14 protein-coding genes and 1 riboswitch are annotated in these 16,545 nt (G+C 71.0%); of the genes, 3 read left to right on the top strand and 11 right to left on the bottom strand.

Translation table 11 applies throughout. From position 1 onward, the window contains the following. Positions 1–19: 19 nt before the first annotated feature. Together prcB and ABT053_RS06125 are read right to left on the bottom strand one after the other, a co-directional pair. Positions 20–838, bottom strand: a complete 819-nt coding sequence (gene prcB, locus ABT053_RS06120) for a proteasome subunit beta (RefSeq protein WP_350967971.1) — start codon at positions 836–838, stop codon at positions 20–22. Between the two features lie 897 nt (positions 839–1,735). Continuing rightward, positions 1,736–1,945 carry a ubiquitin-like protein Pup gene (locus ABT053_RS06125; RefSeq protein ID WP_329079325.1) on the bottom strand — a complete coding sequence of 70 codons (210 nt, stop codon included), beginning with the start codon at positions 1,943–1,945 and terminating at the stop codon, positions 1,736–1,738. A gap of 228 nt (positions 1,946–2,173) precedes the next feature. On the opposite strand from ABT053_RS06125, the gene ABT053_RS06130 reads away from it, so the two are divergent. The 3 genes from ABT053_RS06130 (at position 2,174) to ABT053_RS06140 (ending at position 4,661) form a co-directional block, all read left to right on the top strand. After that, complete coding sequence (locus ABT053_RS06130) at positions 2,174–2,578, top strand: hypothetical protein (protein WP_350967782.1); 405 nt, start codon at positions 2,174–2,176, stop codon at positions 2,576–2,578. Positions 2,579–2,756: 178 nt separating this feature from the next. Continuing rightward, on the top strand, positions 2,757–3,551 hold the full coding sequence (locus ABT053_RS06135; protein WP_344743373.1) for a serine/threonine-protein kinase: 795 nt from the start codon (positions 2,757–2,759) through the stop codon (positions 3,549–3,551). A 273-nt stretch (positions 3,552–3,824) separates the two neighbouring features. Then, the gene (locus ABT053_RS06140; protein WP_350967783.1) at positions 3,825–4,661 is read left to right on the top strand and encodes a serine/threonine-protein kinase; all 837 of its coding nucleotides are present in this window, start codon (positions 3,825–3,827) and stop codon (positions 4,659–4,661) included. 474 nt (positions 4,662–5,135) lie between these two features. Here ABT053_RS06140 and ABT053_RS06145 read toward each other — a convergent pair whose 3' ends face one another. The 9 genes from ABT053_RS06145 to arc form a co-directional block, all read right to left on the bottom strand. Continuing rightward, positions 5,136–6,458: a cobyrinic acid a,c-diamide synthase CobB gene (locus tag ABT053_RS06145; RefSeq protein ID WP_350967784.1), complete on the bottom strand. Its 1,323-nt coding sequence runs from the start codon at positions 6,456–6,458 to the stop codon at positions 5,136–5,138. Further along, on the bottom strand, positions 6,452–7,054 hold the full coding sequence (cobO, locus tag ABT053_RS06150) for a cob(I)yrinic acid a,c-diamide adenosyltransferase (protein WP_344743375.1): 603 nt from the start codon (positions 7,052–7,054) through the stop codon (positions 6,452–6,454). The genes ABT053_RS06145 and cobO overlap by 7 nt, the downstream gene beginning before the upstream one ends. 234 nt (positions 7,055–7,288) lie before the next feature. Continuing rightward, positions 7,289–9,631, bottom strand: coding sequence for a VWA domain-containing protein (locus ABT053_RS06155; RefSeq protein WP_350967785.1), 2,343 nt, complete (start codon positions 9,629–9,631; stop codon positions 7,289–7,291). Between the two features lie 77 nt (positions 9,632–9,708). Continuing rightward, positions 9,709–10,272: a histidine phosphatase family protein gene (locus ABT053_RS06160; protein WP_350967786.1), complete on the bottom strand. Its 564-nt coding sequence runs from the start codon at positions 10,270–10,272 to the stop codon at positions 9,709–9,711. Beyond that, positions 10,269–11,012, bottom strand: a complete 744-nt coding sequence (locus tag ABT053_RS06165; protein WP_350967787.1) for a CbtA family protein — start codon at positions 11,010–11,012, stop codon at positions 10,269–10,271. The genes ABT053_RS06160 and ABT053_RS06165 overlap by 4 nt, the downstream gene beginning before the upstream one ends. Before the next feature lie 7 nt (positions 11,013–11,019). Beyond that, complete coding sequence (locus tag ABT053_RS06170; protein WP_350967788.1) at positions 11,020–11,214, bottom strand: CbtB domain-containing protein; 195 nt, start codon at positions 11,212–11,214, stop codon at positions 11,020–11,022. A 17-nt stretch (positions 11,215–11,231) separates the two neighbouring features. Further along, a riboswitch (adenosylcobalamin (AdoCbl) riboswitch) is annotated at positions 11,232–11,365 on the bottom strand. A gap of 287 nt (positions 11,366–11,652) precedes the next feature. Continuing rightward, complete coding sequence (gene dop, locus ABT053_RS06175) at positions 11,653–13,170, bottom strand: depupylase/deamidase Dop (RefSeq protein WP_350967789.1); 1,518 nt, start codon at positions 13,168–13,170, stop codon at positions 11,653–11,655. Between the two features lie 87 nt (positions 13,171–13,257). Next, entirely contained in the window at positions 13,258–14,415 is a 1,158-nt protein-coding gene (locus tag ABT053_RS06180) for an acyltransferase family protein (protein WP_350967790.1), read from the bottom strand. A 197-nt stretch (positions 14,416–14,612) separates the two neighbouring features. Next, a complete protein-coding gene (gene arc / locus ABT053_RS06185; protein ID WP_350967791.1) occupies positions 14,613–16,376 on the bottom strand; it encodes a proteasome ATPase in 1,764 nt (587 codons plus the stop codon). Between the last annotated feature and the right edge of the window lie 169 nt (positions 16,377–16,545).

Consider the following 16,545-nt stretch of genomic DNA (forward strand, 5'->3'; position numbering starts at 1 on the left):
CTGGGGTGATCCTCTCGTGTTAGCGCAGCGGGGCGACGGGGCCGTCGGGGCGGTCCGCCCGGGACTCGACCACGACCCGGACGAGCTCTCCGACCTCCTCGTCGGGGAGGCGGTGGTATCCGTCGGCGGTGATCACCGCGACGACGGGCCAGATCTTGCGGATCACGTCGGGGCCACCGGTCGCCGAGTCGTCGTCGGCCGCGTCGTAGAGGGCCTGGATCAGCGTCAGCACGGTGTCCTCGGGTGAGGCGCCCTCGCGGTAGAGCTTCTTCAGGGCGCCCCGCGCGAAGATCGAGCCGGACCCGATCGCGTGGTGCTGGCGCTGCTCGTAGGGGCCGCCGCCCACGTCGTAGCTGAAAATGCGCCCGCCGTCGACGTCGGGGTCGTAGGCGGCGAAGAGCGGGACGACCACGAGCCCCTGCATCGCCATCGGCAGGTTGCCGCGGATCATCGTGGCGAGCCGGTTGGCCTTGCCGGCCACCGAGAGCGTGCGGCCCTCGCGCTTCTCGTAGTGTTCGAGCTCCACCCGGTAGAGGCGGGCCATCTCGATGCCGGTGCTCGCCGCCCCGGCGATGCCCATGCCCGAGTAGTCGTCGGTGCGGAACACCTTCTCCATGTCACGCTGGGAGATGATGTTGCCGGAGGTCGCCCGGCGGTCGCCCGCGATCACCACGCCACCGGCGCACATCGCCGCCACGATCGTGGTGGCGTGCGGGATCTGATCGCCCACCGGAGTCGCCAGGGCCTCGTTACGGCCAGGCAGCAAGTCCGGCGAATGGGACCTGACGAACTCGGTGAACGAGGAGCTCCCGGTGTCGGTAAAGATGTGATTCACCATGCCGGCGGGCAGGTCCCTGTGAGATCCCACGCGACTCCCTCCAAAGGTGCAGTCCTTTAAGGCCCGACCTTACTCATCTTGCCGTGCTGCTTGCACTTCCCTGGATCAGCTCAGCGCGAACCCCTCGCGCCGGGCTTTTGAATCTTTGCGGATGATCGTTACCGGTCGCCGGATCCATCGCACATCCCCGTCGAACACGACAAATACGACGAACATGACGGATACCGCGAAGACCACGAAGGCGGCGCCGATCCCGGCGCACGCGTCGGCGAGGGCAGGCGGGGTGCGCTTACGGAGGGGACGGAGGCCGGGTGCCCACGGAGAGCCCACGAAGACATGAGACCGGCGCCCACGGAGGCGGAGGCGCTCACGAAGGACGCGGAAACAGGTACCCGCGAAGGAGGCGGCGCTCACGGGAGAACCGCTCGCGAGAGAACACAGTGACGGTGCCGGTGGAAGACATGGGGCGATGCCCGGGGAAGGGCGTCGCGGGGATCCGGTGCTCGCGGTTCTCCACCGCACCGGGCCGTCACGGAGGCGACGGGAGCGAAGGAGGTGACGAGGGTGGCGGAGCCGGTGGGAGTGACGGGGTGGCGGAGCCGAAGGGAAACGGCCTGTCCGCCGGATCGGGGACGGTCGCGGGCGACCCGGCCCGCGCCTTCCCGCCACACACCCCGGACGGCTCTCATTCCCTCCGGGAACCATTCCCGGAGGGGCCTCCCCTGATCGGCTCGACGTGCTCACGGCGCTCGGCGGCGGCGGAGCGACCGGAAAGACGCTCCCGGCGGGGACGGCCGTACGTCACCCGCCCGCCGGGCCGGGCCGTGGTCAGGACGGATCTTCCGGCCGCTCGCCGGATCCGCCCTCACCGCTGGCCCTGGATTCCGCCGGACGGACCTACTGTCCGCCCTTCTGCACGTAACTCCTCACGAACTCCTCGGCGTTCTCCTCAAGGACCTCGTCGATCTCGTCGAGGATCGCGTCGACGTCATCGGAGAGCTTCTCGTGGCGTTCCTGGACGTCGGAGGTTTCCGCCGGGGCGGTCTCCTCGACCTCCTTGTCGGTACGGCCGGTCTGCTTCTGGCCGCCGGTGTCCTTGCTTGCCATGTGTGGCACCTCCACCTGGGGGACGGATCTGATTCATATCTTCCCCGAACCGGGCGACATTGCGCGCGGATCGTCCCGCGATCTTTACGGGAGCCCGTACGGGCCGTGCCGAGGTCCTGCCCGCCAGGGAACCCTCCCGGAGGCCTCAAGGCAAATCCGTGCCCCCTTGACTGGATAGCAGCCCTATCCAATAATTGGCTAGCTCCACTATCCAACGAGAGGTCCCCCATGTCACCGTCGTCACTGAGCACAGCGGGAATACTCCTCATCACCGTGCCCGCCGTGGCCTTCGGCGGGGTCTCCCTGCTCGGGCACATCATGCGCGGAGTCCCCGGCTACATGGACAATCCGGTACGGCGTGGCCTGTGGCGGGCCGGGCACGCGCACGCGGGCGTCCTGGTGCTCTTCGCGCTCGTCGCGCTGCTCTACATCGACCGGGCGGACCTGTCCGGCGGCCTGAAGGACCTGTCCCGGATCCTGATCGTGGCGGCGCCCATCCTGATGCCGCTGGGTTTCTTCCTGTCCGTGGTGCGCCCCTCCGACACGAAGCCGAACAGGCTGATCTGGCTGGTCCCGGCGGGCGGGGTGTCGCTGGGCGCGGGCACGCTGCTGCTCGGCGTCGGTCTCGTGTGAGCCCCCGCGCGCCCCGTGCGGCCCGGCGATGCCTCCCCGGGCCGGGCGAGCCCCGTGAGCCCGTACGCCCCCCATGTGAGCATCGTCACCCGTGGAATCCGGGCAGATCCGACACTCCTGGAGAGATAAGGAACGTTCCAGGTAGGCCTTCGGGGCTGGAAACTGCGATCATTGGGGGGTGAGCACCATCATCGCGCGCAGGTACAAGCTCGTCTCACGCGTCGGCCAGGGGGCGACCGGCGTCGTCTGGCGCGCATACGACCTGCTTCTGGAGCGAGAGGTGGCCCTCAAGGAGATACTCCTGCCACCGGGGGCCGCCGCGGCCGAGCAGCGGCGGCGGGTGGTGAGAGAGGCGCGCATGGCGGCGCGGCTGAGCCACCGGGGCATCGTGACGGTGCACAACCTCACCGAGGAGGCCGAGCGCCTCTGGATCGTCATGGAGTTCCTGGAGGCGCTGACGCTGCACGACACGCTCGTGCAGGCGGGCCCGCTCCCCGTGGACCTGGTGGCGGCGATGGGGTGCCGCCTGCTGGAGGCGCTGCGGCACGCGCACGACGGCGGGGTGATCCACCGCGACATCAAGCCCGCCAACATCATGCTGACCGGCGACCGGGTGGTGCTGGCCGACTTCGGCTTCGCCGCGCCGGAGGGCGCCGCGACGACCTCGACGCGGGGCACCCCGGCGTTCATCGCGCCGGAGGCGCTGCAGGGCAGGGGCGGCACCCGCGAGGCGGACATGTGGTCGTTCGGCGCGACGCTCTACATGGCGGTGGAGGGCAGGACCCCGTTCCGCACGGTGAACTCGATGGCGGCGCTGGTGGCGGCGCTGCGCGAGCCCCCGCGCGCGCCCAAGCGGGCGGGCGCCCTGGAGCCGGTGCTGCGGGGGCTGCTGCGCAAGGATCCGCGGGCGCGGCTGAGCGCCGAGCGGACCTCGAAGATGCTGGAGGACGTGCGCTGCTTCAGCGCGGCCTGACGCCGTTCGCGGGCGTTCGCGGGCGTTTCCGAAACGCTCCGGCCGCCCCCCGGGCCATTTTCCTGATTCCGCAATCAGGCTTTACGGACACGGAACAACATTCCATCATGCCCATGCGTCTGAATCGTTACAGAGAATCACCGTAGGTAATCACATAGTGCGCTGTTCCAGGTGAAAATATGAATCAGCTGAGGGGCCCGGCTTCTATCGTGCAGCAGGTGATTCATGGGAACAGATGCGGGAAAGGCACGTTTACTAGGTGATCGTTATCACTTGGCCTCGCCGATCGGGCGGGACGGCGTGGGCAGGGTGTGGAGAGCCCACGACTCCCTGCTCAGGCGGAACGTGGCGATCAAGGAGATCCAGCCCCGGCCCGGCGAGGACGGGGCGGACATGCACGACGCGCGACGACGGGCGCTGCGCGAGGCGCGCTCGGCGGGGAGGCTGAACCACCCGGCGGTGATCTCCGTGCACGACCTCCTCGAGGAGGACGGGCGGCTCTGGATCGTGATGGAGCTCCTGGAGGCCCTCACGCTCAAGGAGACCGTACGGCACCTGGGCCGCCTGCCGACCCACTGGGCGGCGTGGATCGGCTTCCAGCTGCTGGGCGGGCTGCGCCACGCGCACGGGGCGGGCGTCCTGCACCGGGACATCAACCCGCGCAACATCCTGCTCACCGGCGACCGGGTGGTGCTGGCCGACTTCGGCATCGCGGCGCTGCACGGCGATCCCGACACCTCCGCGACCATGCCGACCGTCCCCGTTCCCACCTTCGTCGCGCCGGAGCGGCTGCGGGGCGGGCCGCCGACCCCCGCGGGCGATCTGTGGTCGTTCGGGGCGAGCCTGTACTTCGCGGTGGAGGGCCGGCCGCCGCGCCCCCTCTCCCGTACGCCGGCGCCGCGCGATCCTGCGGGCGGGCATCAGGAGCAGGTGGCGCGGGCGGGGGTGCTGTGGCCCGTCCTGGAGGGCCTGCTCCGGCGCGACCCGGCGTCCCGCATCAGCATGGGGCAGGCGGGCCGCATGCTGTCGGCGATCCTCCACGCGGAGGGGGTGGCCCTCGCCCCGCCACGGCTGCCCGCCGCCCGGCTGCCGCCGGACACCTTCACCTGAACCTCCCGGGCCTTCACCGGCCCCTCTCAAGGCCTCTCGGGGCCTCTCGGGGCCTTCACCCCGGCACCTCGCGCGACCGGCCGGGCATCCGGAAACCGGTTATTCGGAATGGGGACGCCGTCTTTCCGATTTTCTCCCGTCACCTGGGTCCGGGCCTCGCGAGGCCGGGCGTTCCGTTACGGCCAGGCTGACGCTTTTTTCGGAACGGGCGGGATTGATCAGAACGGATGAAACTCAAAAACCGCGAAAAGGCTAGATGTCCGCATTCTTGATCATTAAAACATCGTCGGCCATCACGAATTAATCTCGGGCCGGTTCGGATCGGGACGCGGATCACGCCTTGGCTCGGGACGCGGATCAGCTGTGGATCGGGACGCGGATCAGGTTGTGAATCGGACCGTGGATCAGGCTGTGGATCGGAATGTGGACCGGAACGTGGACCAGGACTCGGATCGGGCCTTGGGACGGGAGAGGTCAGACGACCGGGACGCGGCGGCAGGCCTCGACGAACCTGGAGGCCAGCCGGGGACTGCCGGCCCAGTGCAGGTGCAGGTAGGAGGCGGTGACCCGGCCGTCGGCGAACCCGTCGGCGCCGCCGCGCCAGCGGAACAGCGGCCGGTCCGGGGCGGGCTCGACCGCGGTGCGGTGGAACTCGTGGCCCCGGTAGCGCTCCCCGTCCCTGGTGAGCGGCGAGTCGCGGACGGCCACCGCGTCCCGGTAGCCGAGGGTGAGGGTGCCGGTCATCCTGGCCTCGACGTCGAGGACCCCGCACATCGGCCTGCCGTCCAGCCTCCTGGCGAGGTACAGCAGGCCCGCGCACTCGGCCGAGATCGGCCCGTCGAACGCGGCGACCCGCTCGCGCAGCGGCTCGTTGGCCGACAGCTCGGCCGCGTAGACCTCGGGGAAGCCACCCCCGATGACGATCCCGCGAGCCCCCTCGGGGAGGGTCTCGTCGACGAGCGGGTCGAAGGGGACGACCTCGGCGCCCGCCGCCGCCAGCAGCTCGGCCTGCTCGGTGTAGCCGAAGGTGAAGGCCTGCCCCCCGGCGACCGCGATCCTCGTGACGGGAGCGACGGGCGGCCCGGGACTCCACGGGACGGCCGTCAGCGGCGGCGCGGTACGGGCCAGGCGCAGGAGCTCCTCCAGGTCGCAGGAGGCCGCGACCAGGTCCGCGACGGCGTCCATGGCCCGCACGGCCTGGGTGCGGCGCTCGGCGGCGGGGACCAGGCCCAGGTGCCTGGAGGGGGTGGCGACGGCGTCGCTGCGGCGGATCGCGCCGAGCACCGGGACACCGCTCTCCGCGAGCGCCTCGCGGCAGATGGCCTCGTGCCGCTCGGAGCCGACCCGGTTGAGGATCACCCCGCCGAGCCTGATCCGGGTGTCGTAGGAGGCGAACCCGTGCACCAGCGCCGCCACGGAACGGCTCTGCTTGGCCGCGTCCACGACCAGGACCACCGGGGCGCCGAGCAGCCTGGCGACGTGCGCGGTGGAGGCGAACTCGGTGGAGCCCGCGCCGTCGTACAGGCCCATCACGCCCTCCACGACCGCGACGTCCGCCCCGGCCGCGCCGTGCAGGAACAGCGGGGCGACGAGCTCCTCCCCCACCAGCCAGGGGTCGAGGTTGCGCCCGGGGCGTCCGGTGGCCATGGCGTGGTAGCTGGGGTCGATGTAGTCGGGCCCCACCTTGTGCGGGGAGACCGCCATGCCCCGGCGGGCGAGGGCGGCCATCAGACCGGTCGCCACGGTCGTCTTGCCCGCTCCGGAGGCGGGGGCCGCGATGACCAGCCGGGCTACCATTCGATGCCCTTCTGACCCTTCTGCCCGGCGTCCATCGGGTGCTTGACCTTGCCCATCTCCGTGACGAGGTCGGCGGCGTCGAGCAGCCGGGGGTCCGCGTCGCGGCCGGTGACGACGACGTGCTGGCCGCCGGGACGCCCGCGCAGGGTCTCGACCACCTCGTCGACGTCGATCCAGCCCCACTTCATCGGGTACGTGAACTCGTCGAGCACGTACAGGCGGAACGTCTCGGCGGCGAGGTCGCGCTTGATCTGCTCCCAGCCCTCGCGGGCGTCGGCGGCGTGGTCCTCCTCGCTGCCGGGGCGCTGGATCCAGGACCAGCCCTCGCCCATCTTGTGCCAGGAGACCGGCCCGCCCTCGCCGGAGTCGCCGAGCACCCGCAGCGCCCGCTCCTCGCCGATGCGCCACTTGGCGGACTTCACGAACTGGAAGACCCCGATCGGCCAGCCCTGGTTCCAGGCGCGCAGGGCCAGGCCGAAGGCGGCGGTGGACTTGCCCTTGCCCGGTCCCGTGTGGACGATCAGCAGCGGCCGGGTGCGGCGCTGCCTGGTGGTCAGGCCGTCCTCGGGCACGCTGACGGGTTTGCCCTGCGGCATCGTCGCCCTCCCTTCACTGTCATGCGACCTTCGCTGTCATGCGACTGCTGTCGTGCGGCTGCTGTCGTGCGGCTGTTGTCGTGCGGTTCACGTCATGTGGCGCGGCGTCCTCACCGGCCGTTCACCCTCGCCCTGCGCGGTCTCCTCGCCGGCCGTTCGCGCGGCGCGGTGTCCGCACCGTCCCCGCCGGCCCCGCCGTCCCGTGGTCCCTCCGTGCTCGCCCGCCCATCGCGGTCACGCGGCGCCGCGGCGCTCGCGGACCATCCCGGCCAGGTCGGTGAGGTCGTCGAGGCGTACGGTCTCCGCGCCCATCCGCGCCGCCAGCGAGGCGGCGAGGCCGAGGCGCACGTGGCCGCCCTCGCAGTCGACCACCACCCCCGCCACCCCGGCCAGCAGTCCCGCCGCGCGGTGGGACTCCTCGACGGTGCCCGAGGTGGCCCGCCCGTCGGTGACCAGGACCACCAGCGGGCGCCTGGACGGGTCGCGCAGACGCTCGACCCGCAGCACCTCGGCGGCCCGCAGCAGACCGGTGGCAAGAGGGGTACGCCCCCCGGTGGGGAGCTCCCGCAGCCGGGCCGCACCGGCCTCCACGGAGGAGGTCGGCGGCAGGACCAGGTCGGCGCGGGCGCCTCGGAAGGTGACGAGCCCGACCTTGTCGCGGCGCTGGTAGGCGTCGAGGAGCAGTCCGAGCACCGCGGTCTTGACCGCCCGCATGCGCTGCCTGGCGGCCATGGAACCGCTGGCGTCCACCACGAACAGCACCAGGTTGCCCTCGCGGCCCTCGCGGACCGCCTCCCTGAGGTCGCCGCGCCGCAGCAGCAGTCCCGGCCCGCTCCTGCCCCGCGCCACCTGGTACGGGGCGGCGGCGCCGACGGTGGCCCGCAGGTGGAGGGAGCCGGGGTGGCCCTCGGGGACCCGGGCCCCGGTGGTACGGCCCAGGGGCGTCCTGGCGCGCGACCGGCGCCCGGGGGCTCCCGCGCCGACACCGGGGACGGTGAACAGCCTGGCCCTGCCCCCGGGTTCGGCGTCGAAGGTCCGCTCGCGGGCCGGTCCTCCCCCGGTCGTCTCACGCGGTTCACCGGGCTCCGCGGCGGAGGAGGCGGGGTTCCGCGTCCCCGGGTCGGGACCGTCCGGGACGTCCGGGGCCGCGGGCCGGGAGGTGTCCCCGTCGCCGGGAGCGCCCGGGGCGTCCAGGTCGCCGGAGGTGGCGTCCCCGGCCTCGGGGCCGTCGTCGGGCGCCGGTCCGTCCGGGCCGCCGTCCGGATCGGTGCCCCCGGGGCCCCCGGAGTCGTCCGGGCCCTCCGGGCCTTCCGGGTCGTCGGGGTCCTCGGGGTCGTCGGGGATCTGGTCCAGGAGGTCCTGGAGCTTGGACTCGTCCAGGCCCGGCGCGTCGAAGGGGTCGCGGCGGCGGCGGTGCGGGAGCGCGAGCCTGGCCGCCTCCCGTACGTCGTCGGCGGTGACGGTGACGCGGCCCTGCCAGGCGGCGTGCGCGATCGCCGCACCGGCGGTGACCAGGTCGGCCCGGAGCCCGTCCACCTCGAAGCCCGCGCAGACGGTGGCGATCCTGAGCAGTGCCGCGTCCGGCAGGACGACCTGGGGGACCCGGGCACGCGCCTCGGCGATGCGCGCGGCCAGCGCCCGCTCCTCGTCCGACCAGGCGGCGGCGAAGGCGTCGGGGTCGGCCTCGAAGGCCAGGCGGCGCCGTACCACGTCCACCCGCTGGGACGGTTCCCGCGAGGCCCGGACCTCCACGGTCAGCCCGAAGCGGTCGAGCAGCTGCGGGCGCAGCTCCCCCTCCTCGGGGTTCATCGTCCCGACCAGCAGGAACCGGGCGGCGTGCCGTACCGACACCCCCTCGCGCTCGACGTAGCAGGTGCCGAGGGCGGCGGCGTCGAGCAGCAGGTCCACCAGGTGGTCGTGGAGGAGGTTGACCTCGTCCACGTACAGGACGCCCCGGTGGGCGCTCGCCAGGAGGCCGGGTTCGAAGGATTTCACGCCCTCGGTGAGGGCGCGCTCGATGTCGAGGGAGCCGACGAGACGGTCCTCGGAGGCGCCGACGGGCAACTCGACCAGCCGGGCGGGCCGCGCGGCGCCGTCCCGCGCTCCGCCGGACCGCCCGGTGGCGGCCCGTTCGGTGGCGGCCCGTTCGGTGACGGACTGCCCGGTGACGGACTGAGCCGCGCCGGGCCGAGCCTCTCCGAGCCGAGCCCCATCGGGCTGAGTTTCACCGGGCTCAGCTCCGTCTGGCCGCACGGTGACGGGCTGAGTCCCGTCTGGCCGGGCTTCGCCGGGCCGCACGGTGGCGGGCTGGGGGGCCGGGGGTGTACGGCTCTCGTGCGGGCCGTCCGGGCAGCCGGGGTCGGGGGCGGCCGGGTCGCAGGAGAAGCGGCAGCCGGTCACCACCTCGACGGGCGGCAGGAGCGCGGCCAGCGCCCGCACGACCGTGGACTTGGCGGTGCCCTTCTCCCCCCTGACCAGCACTCCCCCGACGCGGGGGGAGACCGCGTTGAGGATCAGCGCGAGTTTCAGGTCCTCCAGCCCCACGATCGCGGTGAAGGGATAGCGGGAGTCAGGCACCTTCGGGATCTCCTGTCCGTCTCGTCGAAATCAGTCGAAAGCAGTCGCGATCAAAGGGCCGCCGGGCGCTCTGACCGTCATGGGAGGTAGCTGAGCCGCCAGCGCCCGCCGCGCCCGGTGAGCGTCACGCGGGCCAGCGGCGCGACGTCGACGCGCCAGAAGGACTGGGCGGGGGCGCCGAGGGCGTGGACGACCGCGGCGCGGACGACCGCCGGGTGGGTGACCGCGACGGCCCTGCCGGGGGCGCGGGCGGCGAGCCAGCCTGACACCCGGGCGAGGAGCGCGGTGACCGGCTCCCCGCCGTGCGGCGCCGCGCCGGGGTCGCCGAGCCAGGAGGCGAGCGCCTCGGGTTCGGCGGCCTCGACCTCGCCGAGGGTCATCCCGCTCCAGCGGCCGTAGTCGCAGTCGGCCAGCAGCGGGTCGTGCTCGGCCCGCAGGCCGAGCGCCGCCGCGGTCTGGACGCAGCGCAGCTCGGGAGGGCAGGCCGCGGGCCCCGGGCCGAGGTCCCCCGCCATCTCCCCGGCCCGGCGCAGGCCGCGTTCGTCGAGTGGTTCGTCACCCGGGAACGCGGCCCGTACCGTCGCCGAGGTGGAGGCGTGGCAGACCAGGAGCAGGCGGGTGACCCCCGAGGGGGTCGTCACACCGGGCCGCGCCTGCGGGCGGCGAAGGCGAACAGCGCGCCGACACCGGCCCAGAAGACCACCTGGGTCCCTATGGAGGCGACCCTGAAGTCCCACAGGAGGTCGGCGGGGAAGCCCTGGGGCACCTCCGAGATCTCCGGCAGGAGGATCCAGGCCGCGACGACGGGGACCAGGAAGGTGGCGCCCGCCGACAGCCAGCGCACCCACGGTTCGCTCCGCGAGGCGTAGCGGTAGGCGGCGACGGCCGCGGCGACGGCGAGGATCCCGATGACCACCGCGACCAGGTAGAGCACGGTTCGCTGGTTGATGGTCTCCGGATCGCCGACGGCCGGAGGGTTGGCGGGATACTTCACGAAGGGGATGAGGACGACGGAGGTGAACGCGGCGGCGGCGAGCGTGACCGCGAGCACCGGTTCCGAGCGGGGTCCCGCCCGGCCTCGTACGGCCGCGTAGACGAGGGAGAACAGGCCCCCGATCGCCAGGCCGTACAGGCCGAGGGCGAGGAAGAGCCCGAAGCGCTGCCCGTCCCTGCTGACCAGCGCCTCCTCCTCGTCGTGGGAGTGGGCGGCGGTCCCGGTGTCGTCGTGTGTCCCGGCCGGGGCGGCGGCCGCGGCGGCCGCCTCCTCCAGCGCGATGGCCTGGTCGATGCGCGGTTCGCCGACGGTGTAGGCGAAGACGGCCGCGAGCAGCCCTGCGAGCAGTCCGACGACGAGACCCCGGACGATGAGTTTGGTGATCACCTGTGGCTCAGTGGCACGGTACGCCGAGCAGGTGACGCCCGTCGTGCATGAGTTCGTGCAGGTAGTTTCCCGCCTGGGAGATCGCTCCCTGGTCGAAGGTGACCAGGTAGGCGAGGAGCAGCAGCACCGGTACGGCGAGCAGCCAGCGGGTGAGCGAGGGCCATGGGATGGGCTGAACGTGCGGTGCCGAGATCTGGCTCACGGCCACCTCCTCCGGGATTTACGCGTCCCTTTTCGTAGGTCGGTGGCGGCCGAGTGTGACCTGGCTTCCGGCTCCGGGGAGCCGGTTACAGTGGCGCGACCGCACCGGAATCTCACCGGATTTCCCTCGCACCGCCACAAAACACCCGGAACGTATCCCGGTTCTCCGTCCCCCGTCAATCCAGGTGTCCGGTTTGCCGGGATCCGGCCCGCAAGGGATCCGGCCCGCAAGAGGCCCGGCCACCAAGGGATCCGGCCCGCAAGGGGTCCGGACGTCCGGACACCAAGAGGTCCGGGCGGCAAGGGATCCAGCCGGAAAGGGGTCAGGGCAGCGAAGGGTCCGGGCACGCCGAGGGGGGAGGTGGTCCGGGCCGGACCGCCTCCCCCCTCTCAGGACCTCTCAGGACCCCTCAGGCGCCTCTCGGGACCTCCCGGCGGCTCACTGCTCGCCGGTCAGCGCCGTCACCAGCTCCGCGGCGGTACGGCAGCGGTCGAACAGCTCCCCCACGTGGGCCTTGGTGCCGCGCAGCGGCTCAAGGGTGGGGACGCGCTGCAGCGACTCGCGGCCGGGGATGTCGAAGATGACCGAGTCCCAGGAGGCCGCGGCCACCGACTCGCTGTACTGGCTCAGGCATCGGCCGCGGAAGTAGGCCCGGGTGTCGTTGGGCGGCACCTCGACGGCCCGCTGGACCTCTTCCTCGGTGACCAGGCGCTGCATGCGGCCCCGGGCGACCAGGCGGTTGTAGAGCCCCCGGTCGGGCCGGATGTCGGAGTACTGGAGATCGACGAGCTGCAGGCGCGGGTGCGACCAGGGCAGGCCGTCACGCGTGCGGTAGCCCTCCAGGAGCTCCAGCTTGGCCACCCAGTCGAGCTCCCTGGACAGCTGCATCGGGTCCTCCGCCAGGCGGGTGAGGACCGACTCCCAGCGCTCCAGGATGTCCTTGGTGGGCTCGTCCAGGCCGTTGGCGCTGCGCTCCTCGGCGTACTTGCGGGCGAGCTCCAGATACTCCATCTGCAGCTGCACCGCCGTCAGCTTGCGGCCGTCGCGCATGGAGATCTCGTACTTGAGCGTGGGGTCGTGCGAGACCGCGCGCAGGGCCTGGACGGGGTTGTCCACGGCGAGGTCGCGGGTGAAGTAGTTGTCCTCGATCATGGCCAGGACGAGCGCGGTCGATCCCAGCTTCAGGTAGGTCGAGATCTCCGACATGTTGGCGTCGCCGATGATGACGTGCAGGCGGCGGTATTTCTCCGGGTCGGCGTGGGGCTCGTCCCGGGTGTTGATGATCGGCCGCTTGAGCGTCGTCTCCAGGCCCACCTCGACCTCGAAGAAGTCGGCCCGCTGGCTGATCTGGAAGCCCTCGCCCCGGGAGTCCTGGCCGATGCCGACCTTGCCCGCGCCGGTGACGACCTGCCGGGAGACGAAGAACGGCGTCAGGTGCCTGACGATGTCGGCGAACGAGGTGGCCCGGCGCATGAGGTAGTTCTCATGGCAGCCGTAGGAGGCGCCCTTGTTGTCGGTGTTGTTCTTGTAGAGCTGGATCGGGGCGTTGGCCGGCATCGCCGAGGCGCGGACCGCCGCGTCGTGCATCACCCGCTCGCCCGCCTTGTCCCAGATCACCGCCGCCCGGGGATTGGTGCACTCGGGCGTGGAGTATTCGGGGTGGGCGTGGTCGACGTACAGCCTGGCCCCGTTGGTGAGGATCACGTTCGCCAGGCCGAGGTCCTCGTCGGTCAGCTGGCTCTGGTCGGCCACCTCCCGCGCGAGGTCGAACCCCCGTGCGTCCCGCAGCGGGTTCTCCTCCTCGAAGTCCCATCGCGCGCGCCGCGCCCTGGCGGCCGAGGCCGCCAGATAGGCGTTCACGACCTGAGAGGAGGTCACCATCGCGTTGGCCCCCGGCTGTCCGGGCACGGAGATGCCGTATTCGGTCTCGATGCCCATCACCCGCCGTACCGTCATGCGCACCCTCTGTTCGTCAGGGACTGATTCTCTCCGTGGTATCTATTCCCGACCCTAGACCCTTCACTATGCCCGGTGGTCGGACAGTTATGGCACCGAAGCCTTTTCGCCCGTTGCGAGGGGGATCGAGGAGAGCGCGGGGAGCTGTGACGGGGACGGGGATGCGGCCTTTCTGCGCCTCCTGGACTTGACGAACTCCTGAAGCGGGCGCTCGGCCACCCGGTACACCACGTACGAGAACGCCATCGCGGCCAGCAGGGTGACCAGCGCGGTCAGCGGGGGCGGCAGCGTGTCCCGCAGGGCGGGGACGATCAGGACGGCGGCCGGGGTGTGGAAGAGGTAGAGCGGGTAGGTGAGCGCGCCCAGGACGACCAGGCCGCGCCAGCGCAGCCACCCCAGCCAGCCGAGCGCCACCATCGCCATGAGCACGTAGAAGCCGACCACGGTGGCGACCACGGCCCACTCGGGCACGGGCATCGCGGCGTAGCCGACGTTCTCGATCCGCCCGGCCACCCGGTCGAGCGCCGCGCTGACGGCGAGGCCGCCGCTGATCCCGGCCAGGCACCACAGGACGAGCCTGGGGCCGAACTTCGTCATCAGGAAGAACGCCATGCCGCCGACGAAGTACGCCGCGTACTTGGGCATGACCACCAGGTCGACCCAGGCCTCCTCGCTCCCGGCGAAGTACCCGGCCGCCAGCAGCCAGACGCCCATGAAGGCCAGGCAGCGGTTGAGCGTCACCCCGGCGATCACCAGGATCGAGATCAGCACGTAGAAGCGGAGCTCCACCCAGAGCGACCAGTAGACGCCGTTGGCGTCGTAGACGCCGAGGGCCCGCTGGAGCATCGTGAGGTTGATCCCGTACTCGCCGAGGCTGAGCTTGGGGTCCAGGGCCGTGGCGGCGGTGAGCCCGTAGACGGCGGCGGTGACGGCCACGCTGACCCAGTAGGCGGGATAGAGCCGCACCAGCCGGGAGAGGGCGAACGCCCCCAGGCCGCGTCCCCAGATGCTCATCAGGATCACGAAGCCGCTGATCATGAAGAACAGCTCGACGCCGAGGATGCCGAGCCCGGAGAGGGTGGAGATCGCCGGGAACAGCTCCGCCGGGCGGTCGCCCCACACCGAGGCGAAGGCGATGAAGTAGTGGAAGGCGAGCACCGCGATGGCGGCGAGGAAGCGCAGGAGGTCGAGCTCGGCGAGGCGGCCGCTTCCCCGAAGCGCCTCGCGGGAGCCCGCGCCGTTCACCGGGCGGCCGGACCGGAATGTTCACGCACGCCACTTGGACGGCGTCTCGATCACCTGGGTTCCCTGTGACCGCTGTCCATTTCTGTCCACTTCTGGGGCGGACGTGAAAGGAGATATGGATTAATGCGACAAAGGGATTAAAAAGGCCAGCGGCGCGGCCCCCGCGATGGGGAGCCGCGCCGCCGGTGACGCGTGTTCTACAGGTACTGGCCGGTGTTGGCCACCGTGTCGATGGAGCGTCCGGCCTCGGTGCCCTGCTTGCCCGTCACGAGGGTGCGGATGTAGACGATCCGCTCGCCCTTCTTGCCGGAGATGCGGGCCCAGTCGTCGGGGTTGGTGGTGTTGGGCAGGTCCTCGTTCTCGGAGAACTCGTCCACGCAGGCCGCCAGCAGGTGCTGGATCCGCAGGCCCTTCTGGCCGGTCTCCAGGAACTGCTTGATCGCCATCTTCTTGCCGCGGTCGACGATGTTCTGGATCATCGCGCCGGAGTTGAAGTCCTTGAAGTACAGGACCTCCTTGTCGCCGTTGGCGTAGGTCACCTCGAGGAAGCGGTTCTCCTCGCTCTCGGTGTACATCCGCTCGACGACCCGCTGGATCATGCCGGAGATGGTCTCCTGCCGGTTGGCGCCGTGCTCGGAGAGGTCCTCGGCGTGCAGCGGGAGCTCGGGGATGAGGTACTTGGAGAAGATGTCCTTGGCCGCCTCGGCGTCCGGCCGCTCAATCTTGATCTTGACGTCCAGGCGGCCGGGCCGCAGGATCGCCGGGTCGATCATGTCCTCGCGGTTGGAGGCGCCGATCACGATCACGTTCTCCAGGCCCTCGACGCCGTCGATCTCCGACAGGAGCTGGGGAACGATGGTGTTCTCGACGTCGGAGGAGACGCCCGAGCCTCGGGTCCGGAAGATCGAGTCCATCTCGTCGAAGAACACGATCACCGGGGTGCCCTCGGAGGCCTTCTCACGAGCCCGCTGGAAGACCAGGCGGATGTGCCGCTCGGTCTCGCCGACGTACTTGTTGAGAAGCTCGGGACCCTTGATGTTGAGGAAGAAGCTCTTGCCGGACTGGCCGGTCTTCTCCGCGACCTGCTTGGCCAGGGAGTTGGCGACGGCCTTGGCGATGAGCGTCTTGCCGCAGCCGGGCGGCCCGTAGAGCAGGACGCCCTTGGGCGGGCGGAGCTTGTGCTCGCGGAAGAGGTCGGCGTGCAGGTACGGGAGCTCGATGGCGTCCCGGATCTGCTCGATCTGCCGCATGAGCCCGCCGATCTCCTCGTAGGAGATGTCGGGCACCTCCTCCAGGACGAGCTCCTCGACCTCGGACTTGGGGATGCGCTCGTAGACGTAGCCCGAGCGGGGTTCGAGCAGCAGGGAGTCGCCCGCCCGGATCGGCTGGTCCACCAGCGACTCGGCGAGCTTCACCACCCGCTCCTCGTCGGCGTGCGAGATGACCAGCGCGCGCTCGCCGTCCTCGAGGAGCTCCTTGAGCATCACGATCTCGCCCAGGTCCTCGAAGCCGAGGGCCTCGACCACGTTGAGCGCCTCGTTGAGCATGACCTCCTGGCCACGCCTCAACGCCTCGACGTCCACCGCGGGACTCACGTTCACCCTGAGTTTGCGGCCACCGGTGAAGACCTCCACCGTGCCGTCTTCTCTGGTTTCGAGGAACACACCGAATCCGGACGGCGGTTGCGCCAGCCGGTCTACCTCCTCCTTCAAGGCGACGATCTGGTCCCTGGCCTCCTTGAGGGTGGCCACCAGACGCTCGTTCTGGCCGGTTACGGCCGCGAGGTTCGCCTGCACGTCATGGAGACGCTCTTCGAGAATCCGGGCCTGCCGGGGAGACTCCGTCAGCTTCCGACGCAACGCGGTGATCTCCTCCTGCAGGAAGGAGACCTGTGTTGTGAGGTCGGCGACCTCCCGTTCGCGCTGCGCGGCACGAGCCTCAGCGTCGTCGCGAGCTGCCACGGCGTCACCTCCTTCCCAGTCGAGACCGACTACTCAAAACCCTACCCATCTGAGGGCTGTCCCTTACCTGGCTGAGCAGTGTTCATATGACTACATTAAGTGCGTGATGTTTAATCCTTTTTGGTGCTTTTAGCCCTAGAAGTATAAGAACACGAAGGTCTGCTCCCGT

It is taken from the genome of Streptosporangium sp. NPDC002524 (assembly GCF_040295985.1).
Taxonomy (GTDB): Bacteria; Actinomycetota; Actinomycetes; order Streptosporangiales; family Streptosporangiaceae; genus Streptosporangium.